The sequence below is a fragment of the Kitasatospora sp. NPDC059803 genome (genome assembly GCF_042732255.1).
GTDB lineage: Bacteria > Actinomycetota > Actinomycetes > Streptomycetales > Streptomycetaceae > Kitasatospora.
On record NZ_JBHWIJ010000001.1, the window covers coordinates 46,394 to 54,588 of the forward strand.

At 71.7% G+C, this 8,195-nt stretch carries 7 protein-coding genes and 1 pseudogene; 1 reads left to right on the top strand and 7 read right to left on the bottom strand.

The annotated features are described in order from the left end of the window. Window positions 1–256 precede the first annotated feature (256 nt). A complete protein-coding gene (locus ACFV6I_RS00230; protein WP_380423076.1) occupies window positions 257–1,459 on the top strand; it encodes an alpha/beta hydrolase family protein in 1,203 nt (400 codons plus the stop codon). Between the two features lie 168 nt (window positions 1,460–1,627). On the opposite strand, the pseudogene ACFV6I_RS00235 reads toward ACFV6I_RS00230, so the two are convergent. The 7 genes and pseudogenes from ACFV6I_RS00235 to ACFV6I_RS00265 all read right to left on the bottom strand — a co-directional run. Next, window positions 1,628–1,951 (bottom strand): annotated as a pseudogene (locus ACFV6I_RS00235) (epoxide hydrolase N-terminal domain-containing protein); the annotation flags it as partial. Between the two features lie 74 nt (window positions 1,952–2,025). Beyond that, complete coding sequence (locus ACFV6I_RS00240) at window positions 2,026–3,060, bottom strand: SMI1/KNR4 family protein (protein WP_380423077.1); 1,035 nt, start codon at window positions 3,058–3,060, stop codon at window positions 2,026–2,028. A gap of 317 nt (window positions 3,061–3,377) precedes the next feature. Beyond that, window positions 3,378–4,205, bottom strand: coding sequence for a lipase family protein (locus ACFV6I_RS00245; RefSeq protein ID WP_063352084.1), 828 nt, complete (start codon window positions 4,203–4,205; stop codon window positions 3,378–3,380). 264 nt (window positions 4,206–4,469) lie between these two features. Next, on the bottom strand, window positions 4,470–5,348 hold the full coding sequence (locus ACFV6I_RS00250; RefSeq protein WP_380423078.1) for an oxidoreductase: 879 nt from the start codon (window positions 5,346–5,348) through the stop codon (window positions 4,470–4,472). A gap of 295 nt (window positions 5,349–5,643) precedes the next feature. Then, entirely contained in the window at window positions 5,644–5,946 is a 303-nt protein-coding gene (locus ACFV6I_RS00255; RefSeq protein WP_380423079.1) for a hypothetical protein, read from the bottom strand. A 197-nt stretch (window positions 5,947–6,143) separates the two neighbouring features. Next, on the bottom strand, window positions 6,144–7,007 hold the full coding sequence (locus ACFV6I_RS00260; RefSeq protein WP_380423080.1) for a PIG-L family deacetylase: 864 nt from the start codon (window positions 7,005–7,007) through the stop codon (window positions 6,144–6,146). Between the two features lie 167 nt (window positions 7,008–7,174). Continuing rightward, window positions 7,175–8,005, bottom strand: a complete 831-nt coding sequence (locus tag ACFV6I_RS00265; RefSeq protein ID WP_380423081.1) for a hypothetical protein — start codon at window positions 8,003–8,005, stop codon at window positions 7,175–7,177. Between the last annotated feature and the right edge of the window lie 190 nt (window positions 8,006–8,195).

Below are 8,195 nucleotides of genomic sequence, written 5' to 3' on the forward strand. Positions count from 1 at the left end.
CGCGGGGGGCGGGGGGGGGGGGGGGGGGCGCGGGGGGCGGGGGGGGGGGGGGGGGGGGGGGGGGGGCGGGGGGGGGGCGCCCCCCCCCCCCCGCCGCGGCCCGTCCGGCCTGTTGTGCCAGCCCGCCTGTTGCGCCGGCCCGTCCGCCCTCATCCGCTGGGATGCCCGGTCCTCCTCCGCTGGGATGCCTTGTCCCCTTCCCCGTCCTCCCCTGAGGGGATGTCAACTACTGCGCCCGCGAACTAGCGTCGCCGGCATGACCAGAATCCGTCGTGCTGCCCTGGCCGCCGTGCTCACGCTCGTCCTGCCACTGCCGATCATCGGAGCGGGTACGGCGTTCGCCGCGCCCGGGCCCTCCGCCACAGCTCCCTCCGCGGCCCCCTCCGCAGCCTCGGACAGCTCCGGCGTCCAGCTGGAGCTGCCCCGCCCGACGGGTCCGCACACGATCGGACGCAGCACCCTGCACCTCGTCGACCAGCACCGCCGGGATCCCTGGGTGCCGGCCGCGGGTGCCCGGGAACTGATGGTGTCGACGTACTACCCGGCCCGGCCCGGGACCGGCGGCCCGGCCCCCTACATGACCACCGAGGAGGCCCGGCTGCTGCTGCAGCAGACGGCTCCGGGCGGCGCCGTCCCGGCCGAGGCACTCGGCGGCACCCGCACCTACGCGCACGCCGACGCCCGGCCGGAGCGCGGCAGGTTCCCCCTGGTGGTGCTCTCGCCCGGCCTCGGGCTGCCGCGTGCCACCCTCACGGGCCTCGCCGAGGACCTGGCCAGCCGCGGGTACGTCGTCGCGCTGGTCGACCACACCTACGAGTCCACCGGTGTGACCTTCCCCGACGGGCGGACCCGCACCTGCGCCGTCTGCGACCAGACCCCCACCCTCGACGGTCTGGAGGCGATAGCCCGGAGCCGGGCCAAGGATCTCTCCTTCGTCGTCGATCAATTGACGGATCGTCATTCGCCGTGGCGGTACGCCGGCATGATCGACCCGCAGCGGATCGGCATGGCCGGGCACTCCATCGGCGGTGACGCCGCCGCCGCGACCATGGCCGGTGACGACCGGGTGCGAGCCGGGGTGAACATGGACGGCACCTTCTTCGCGCCGGTCCCCGCCACCGGCCTCCAGGGCCGCCCCTTCCTCATGTTCGGCACCCTGGCCAACCACAGCCCGGGCGGCGCGGACACCAGCTGGGACCGCGACTGGGCGCGCCTGGACGGCTGGAAGCGGTGGCTGACCATCGCCGGCTCCGACCACTCCAGCTTCACCGACCTGCCCGTCCTCGCCGCACAGCTGGGCGTGACCGACCCCGCCGTGCCGATCCCGGCACAGCGGGCGGAGGAGATCACCCGCGCCTACGTCGGGGCCTTCTTCGACCTGCACCTGCGCGGCATCCCGCAGCCGCTGCTCGACGGCCCGTCACCGGCCGACCCGGAGGTCGCCTTCCAGCACCCCTGATCCCACCGTCTGATCCCGCCGTCGCCCCCGCGCACGCCCCGCGCGGGGCAACGCCCGCCCGGCCCGTCGCCGGGCGGGCCCGTAGGGCTGTTCAGGGCCTGCGGTCGTGGAAGGTGCGGCCGGGTCGGCGAGCGGGTCGATCACCTTCGACCAGTGCCAGAACGTTCACGGCCAGCCGTGGGTGAGGATCAACGGGATCGGGCGGGGGCCGCGGCCGGGCTTGCGCAGGAAGTGCACCGGGACGCCGCCGACGCTCACCTGGTAGTGCTCGTGGGCGTTGATGGCGGCCTCGGCCTTGCGCCAGTCGTACCCGTCCCGCCAGTAGGCGACCAGTTCACGGAGGTAGCTGTCCGGGACGCCGTAGGACCAGTCCTCGTTCCCCTCGTCCAGCGGCGGACGAGTCAGTGCGAGACGGGTGCGCAGATCGTCGAGGACCTCGTCGGGCACATGGATCGGGGTGGGTTGCAGGGGGAAGGCGTGCGGGGCAGTCATGGCGTGGTCCCTTTCCGGGGCGGAGGAAACGGTGCCGCCGGCGTGTCGGGCATCAAGCAGCCCGGCGGATACGGCTACCCGTCCTGCCCGGCTACGGTGGCGAGTCCGTCGAGCAGCGTGGTGACGGCGGCGTCGGTCAACCGGTAGCCGTCGGCAGTCTCGACGATCTGACCGGAAGTGATACGGGAGTTCCACCAGTCTTCGAGGAAGCCGGGGGCGTATCCGCCGGTGCGGAAGCCGTACTGCTCGGACTCGAGGCCGAAGGCGATCATGAGCTCGTAGTCCGGCAGCGCGTAGGAAGGCTCGTCCTGCGCAGGCGTCCTGAGGTACCGCTCGAAGGAGTCGACCCGGTTGAAGCTGCTGAACAGCCAGAACAGGTAGTCGTACATGAGCGTGGAGCGCGCGTCGGCGTGCAGGGCGAAGAACCCCTTGTCGTGCACGAGGGCCTCGGCGAGCGCCCGCATTCGCCGGTCCGCGTCGGGCAGAACGTCCGCGACCTCGCGGAAGGCGCGCAGCAGGACGGGGGAGAAGCTGCCGTCGCGCACCGCGGCCAGGTCGGCGAGCCGGTCCTGCTCCGAGGTGTCGTAGACGGACTCGTCGACCAGGCCCGTGACGAACGCCTCGAAGTTCTCCGCGACCAAGGTGATCGCGAAGTCGGCCTCCTGGCTGACGTGCACCACGGTCGGCTCGCCGTGCCTGCCGCACGCGCGGTAGTCGAGGGCGAGCATGTCGTGGCCGCCCGAGGGCATGGCGGCGAAGTAGACACCGATGTCGGGGTACTCCCACCTGTCGATCCAGAACCGGCTGCCGAACTCGCCGCCGAGCGACTGCGGACGAGTCCGCCCGACACCCCGGATTCCGGTGATCTCGATGTAGTCGTCGGCCCAGGACGTCGCCTCGGGCATGGGGAAGCAGGTCCGGGCCGGGGTGCCGCCGTTGTGCGCGGTCATCAGCGCGATGTAGGAGTCGGGCAGACGGTATCCGCTGAGCTCCTCCTCCAACGACGCGATCAGCTGCGGCGAGGGTGGGGCCTCCTCCACGTACTGCTCCAGCGCGTAGGCCGAGTCGTCCCAGAACCCGGTGACGTCGAAGCCCTCGAAGTGTCCCACTGCGCCCTCCCGCACTTACTCGTCCGGCGATTGTACGTTCGATGCCCGGCCGACGGCGGCTTCGGAGAAGGGCAGAGCCAGGCGGCACTGACGCGTCGCCGTACTGAGCCGTACTGATGGGCGGCGAGGTGGTCGGCCCAACGAGACATCAACCCGGCTCCGGGCGAAGCAGGACACCGTGCAGTCCCCGTGCCGGTCACGGCCGTTTCGCCCACGAAGCCCGGACTCCTCGCCGTCCGCCGCAGCCTCCCGTTGGGCTGTGGAGCGGACGTCGGGTCGGGCCCGGCCCTGTGGGGTCGGCCCCGGGTGTCCTGCGATCAGGCGGCTGTGGCGAGGTTCTTCTCGAACGCGGCGAGGTAGTTGCGCAGGTGGTGGTCCTTGATGCCGTCGGTCTCGGGGGCGAACATGTCCTGGCGGTAGCCCTTCGCCCGGTCCTTCAGCCCGGCGATGAGCGGCATGGCCTCGTGGAGCTCTCCGTCGGCGTCGAAGTAGCGGAGTGCGTTGACGTGGGTGAAGGCCGGCTCGGGCGGGAGCTGGGGGACGATGTCGTTGTTGTTGACGAAGCGGTAGCAGCGGTCCCTGAAAGCCGTGTTGTGGGCGGCGGCGAGAAGGCGTTCACAGGTGCGGGGCTGGCCGAAGGTGTAGACGCCGTCGGGGAGTTGGCGAGGCTCCTCGAAGTACCAGCAGGCGCCGGCCAGCATGGCGAGGGCGCCGCCGAGGCTGTGGCCGGTGAACCAGACGCTCTGCCCGTTGGTGCGCAGTCCCCGGATGGTGTCGCGGATCTCGGGGTAGACGGACCGCAGGGCCTGGTGGAAGCCGTAGTGGACGAAGCCCTTGTTCGCCGGTCCGGGAACGGGCGGGGTGCTGACGTCGGTGAGCCAGTCGTAGATCTTCAGGACCTCGGTGCCCCGGAAGCCGGTGACGATCATGCGGTCGCTGGCCATGGTGTAGGCCTGGGTGTCCTCGATCGGGAACGGCATCTGGTGCGTCGACTCGAAGTGCCGCACCTCGTCGAAGCCCCAGGCGTGGGCCTTGTTCTCGATGCCGACCCGGTCCAGCACGGCCAGTCCGGCGGCCTGCGCCATCCAGTAGGCGTGGGGGAGGGAATAACGGGTCGTCGAGTGGTCCAGAGCGGGGATGGCCATCAGTGTCCTCCGGGAAGCGGGCCAGCGGGTCGCCCAGCAACCTAGTGCCGTATGCGAACGGAGGGGAGCCGGAAGCGCTGAAGGCCACCCGTACGGGCGCAACCGCGGCGGAACCCGGATCCCGGCGGGCTGTGCGGGAACCGCCGCAGGACGCGGGATCCGCGGCGTTCGCACCACCGCCCATGGGCTCGACGGCCGTGGTCCCCGATGATCGGCGTGGCGTCGGCGAAGTCGAAGTGGCAGCGCTGCCAGCCGCGTTGAGGACTACCGCGATCTCGCGGAGCCGATGGTGTCGAGTTCGGCGACGGCGTCGGCGGGCAGGACGAGGTCGGCCGCGGCGGTGTTCTCGCGCAGGTGGGCGATGGAGGAGGTGCCGGGGATCAGGACGGTGGTGGTCGAGCGCTGCAACAGCCAGGCCAGTGCGACCTGTTGCGGGGAGGCGTCGAGACGGGCGGCGACATCGTTGAGCACCTGGGACTGGAACGGGCTGAAGCCGCCCAGGGGGAAGAACGAGGCGAAGGCGATGTTCTGGTCCGCGCAGCGGTCCACGAGTGAGTCGTCCTGCCGGTTGGCCAGGTTGTAGAGGTTCTGGACGGTGACGACCGGGGCGATGGCCTGCGCCTCGGTGAGCTGGGCGTCGGAGACGCCGCTGATGCCCAGGTGGCGGATCAGCCCCTGACGGCGCAGGTCGGCCAAGGCGCCGAACTGCTCGGCGATGGGCGCATCGGAGATGTTTTCCACCGAGTCCAGGCGCAGGTTGACGACGTCCAGGGCCTCCAGGCCGAGGTGCCGGAGGTTGTCGTGGACCTGGGCCTTGAGATCTGCGGGTTCCTGCGAGGGGATCCAGTCGCCGGTCTCGTTGCGGCGGGCACCGACCTTGGTGACGATGTGCAGTCCGGCCGGGTAGGGGTGCAGGGCTTCCTTGATGAGTTCGTTGACGACGAACGGCCCGTAGTAGTCGCTGGTGTCGATGTGGGTGATGCCCAGCTCGACGGCTTCGCGCAGGACCGCCAGGGCCTGGCTGCGGTCCTTGGGGGGACCGAAGACGCCTGGGCCGGCCAACTGCATGGCGCCGTAGCCCATCCGGCTGAGGGCGAGGTCGGGGGCCAGGGTGAGTGTGCCGCCGGGAGCGCTGGTGGTCATGTCGTGCCTTTCGTCGGCTTCGCTGAGGCCGGGGCCGACGAATCGGATGCTCGTGGACCGCCCGGCGTGATTCCTAACTCTGGGGGAGTGGGGATGGGCGGCGCAGTACCCCGGTGTTCCTGGGCGTGGCAGGGACACCCCGGCTGATCGGCATCCTCACCGAGTACAGCCCCGCAGGGGCGGACACGCCATGTCTGGCCTACTACAGCCCGCTGATGCTCGGCGCCATCGACTTCGACAACCTTCAGAGATCACGGTGCCGGCGCCGGCACCGCCTCGCTGGCTGGGGCGATGGCTATCCGACGTGGTCCTGTCCGATCGCGCGGAGGACGTCGGCGAGCCAGACCAGGTGGTAGCCCACGATCCGGTCCGGGTCGGCGAGTAGGTGCTCAAGGTGTTGCCAGGACTCGGAGAGCTGCCCGATGGTGATCGTCCTCGGTTCGTTGGGGACGTCGTAGAGTTCGTCGCCGGGGACGGACCAGAAGTAGTCAGGTTCGACGGCCACTGTGCTGCCGGCTGAGGCTTCGATGTGGTGCAGTGCCAGCTCGAAGGCGCGTCGGAGCTGATCGAGCGGGATCTGTAGAGGTTCGCTGTCCATGCGCTCATCTTTGTCGATCAGGGGCCGTGTCGGGTCCGGACCCATGGCGTCCGACCCTTGAGCGCCGTCGACGGAAGCGGCCGTCGGCCCCGAGGCTCACTCCTCGCCAACTGCCCCCAAGCGGGAGCGATGCAGGCCACGCCCTTCCGGGCGTGGCCTGCATCGTTTAGTCCGAGGCCCCGGGCCTGCTCTGCGGCTCAGCGCAGGCCGGTGAACAGGTCCTTCTCTGGCAGCGCCGCGCCGGTGGTGTCGAGGACCCGGACGAACGTCTCCACGCCCATCAGTTCGGTGAACCGCTCCCGGCCCATCTTCAGGAAGAAGATGTTCTCGCCCTGGCTGGCGTGCGCGAGCAGCGCGTCGTACTTCTGCCCGCCGAAGGCGGTGGCGTCCACCCAGGTGGTGATCTCCTCGTCGGGCAGCCCGATCGGGGGCAGCTCCACGGCCTCCCCGGTGGGCTCCGGGTTGTCCCCGTCAGCCCTGTCAGCGCCGTCGCCCCCGTCGGTGCCGAACTCGCGCATGAGCTCGCCGAAGCGCTGCATCATCGAGTGCGGCGCCGTCGTCCAGTACACCTTGGGCGTCAGGGCGGCCTGGGTGAGGGCGGCCATGGTGATGCGGTTGGCCTGGATGTGGTCGGGGTGGCCGTAGAAGCCGTTCTCGTCGTAGGTCACGACGACGTCGGGCCGGTAGCGGAGCATCAGGTCGGCGAGCCGGGCGGCGCCGTCGGCGACGGGGGTGCTCCAGAACGATCCAGGAGCGTCGTTGGCGGGCCAGCCCATCATCCCGGAGTCGCCGTAGCCGAGCAGTTCGAGGTGGTCGATCCCGAGGATCCGGCAGCTGGCTTCGAGTTCCTGGCGGCGCAGTTCGGCGATGGCGGCGGGGTCGTGGCCCTCCTCGCCCGGCTTGGCGCCGCCGGGGCCGTCGCCGCAGGCGCCGTCGGTACAGGTGACGAGGACGGTGCGGATGCCCTCGGCGGCGTAGCGGGCGAGGACGCCGCCGGTCGAGGTGGCCTCGTCGTCGGGGTGGGCGTGGACTGCCATCAGCGTCAGGGGCCGGTCGGCCATGGGTGTCGTCCTCCGGTCGGTCGGTCGGGTGTTCGTCTCCCAGTCTGCGCCAGCGCCTCGGGCGGCTCGGGCCCGGGGGTGGTCGAGGCCGCCGGGCATCCCGGTGGGGGGCGGTGTGCTCGGCCTCCCGGCCGCCACGTGGAGCTTCCGGGCGTGGCCGCCGGCGGTCAGCCGGTGGTGCAGCCGCCGTTGCGGCAGTCGCGCCAGGGGCCCCAGGCGCCGCCCGGGGCCTGCTCGGAGATCTCGGCGGACAACGAGGGGCCGTTCCACATGTGCGCGAGCACCGTCATCCTCCCGTCGGCCGCCTCGGTGACGGAGGAGGGGGTGGCCACCGCCTCCGACAGCAGACCGGTGCCCAGGTTGGTCCAGGAGCCCCAGACGCCGGGGGTGCTCTGCTCGTTGACGTACAACTGCGGGCTGGCCGAGCCCTGGTAGACCTCGAAGAAGGCCAGCGCGCCGTCCGCCCGCTGGAAGGCCACCGGCACCCCGAAGAACCTCGGCACCAGCCCCCCGGCGGGGCCGAAGGGCTCGGGCGCCGACCACGGCCGGTCCGGGCCCGCCTGGTGCATCCGTACCAGGACCGACGACTGGTACCCGATGGTGAACACCTCCAGGGCGCCGTCGGCGTCCGCGGCGGCGGTGAGCACCTGGTTCCGGTAGCTGAGGCTCATGCCGTTGACCTGGCTCCAGGCTCCGAACGGGCCGCCGGAGGACGACTGCGTCTGGTACCAGATGGTCCCGCCGGTGCCGTCGGCGGTCGAGAAGACCGCGAACCGCGCCTGGGTGCCGTCGGGACGGGTGACCGTGGTGGACTGCCCCTCGGTGCCCGGGGGCGTGGTGGCGTCCCGGGGCCGGTCCGCCGTCGACGACACGGTCGCCGGTGCCGGTACGGAGGTCGGGGCCTGGGCCTGGGCGGATGGTGCGAGGAGGCCGACTGCGCCGATGAGTGCGGCGCAGACGGTCGCCGCCACGGTGCATCGCCGTGCGCTCGTGGGCATGGCTGGTCCCTGCCTTCCGATCGGTCTGCGGTGCCCGGCCGGGCAGTGGCGCGGGCCGTCGGCCATCCTGCCCACCGGGGCGGCCGGTACGGGCGCCTACGCCCGGAAATGGCCGGAACACACGGGCGGGCCGCCGGGCCTGCGCGAGGCGGCCCGCAGCCCCAGGCGGCGGCGCGCGGCAGCAGGGACC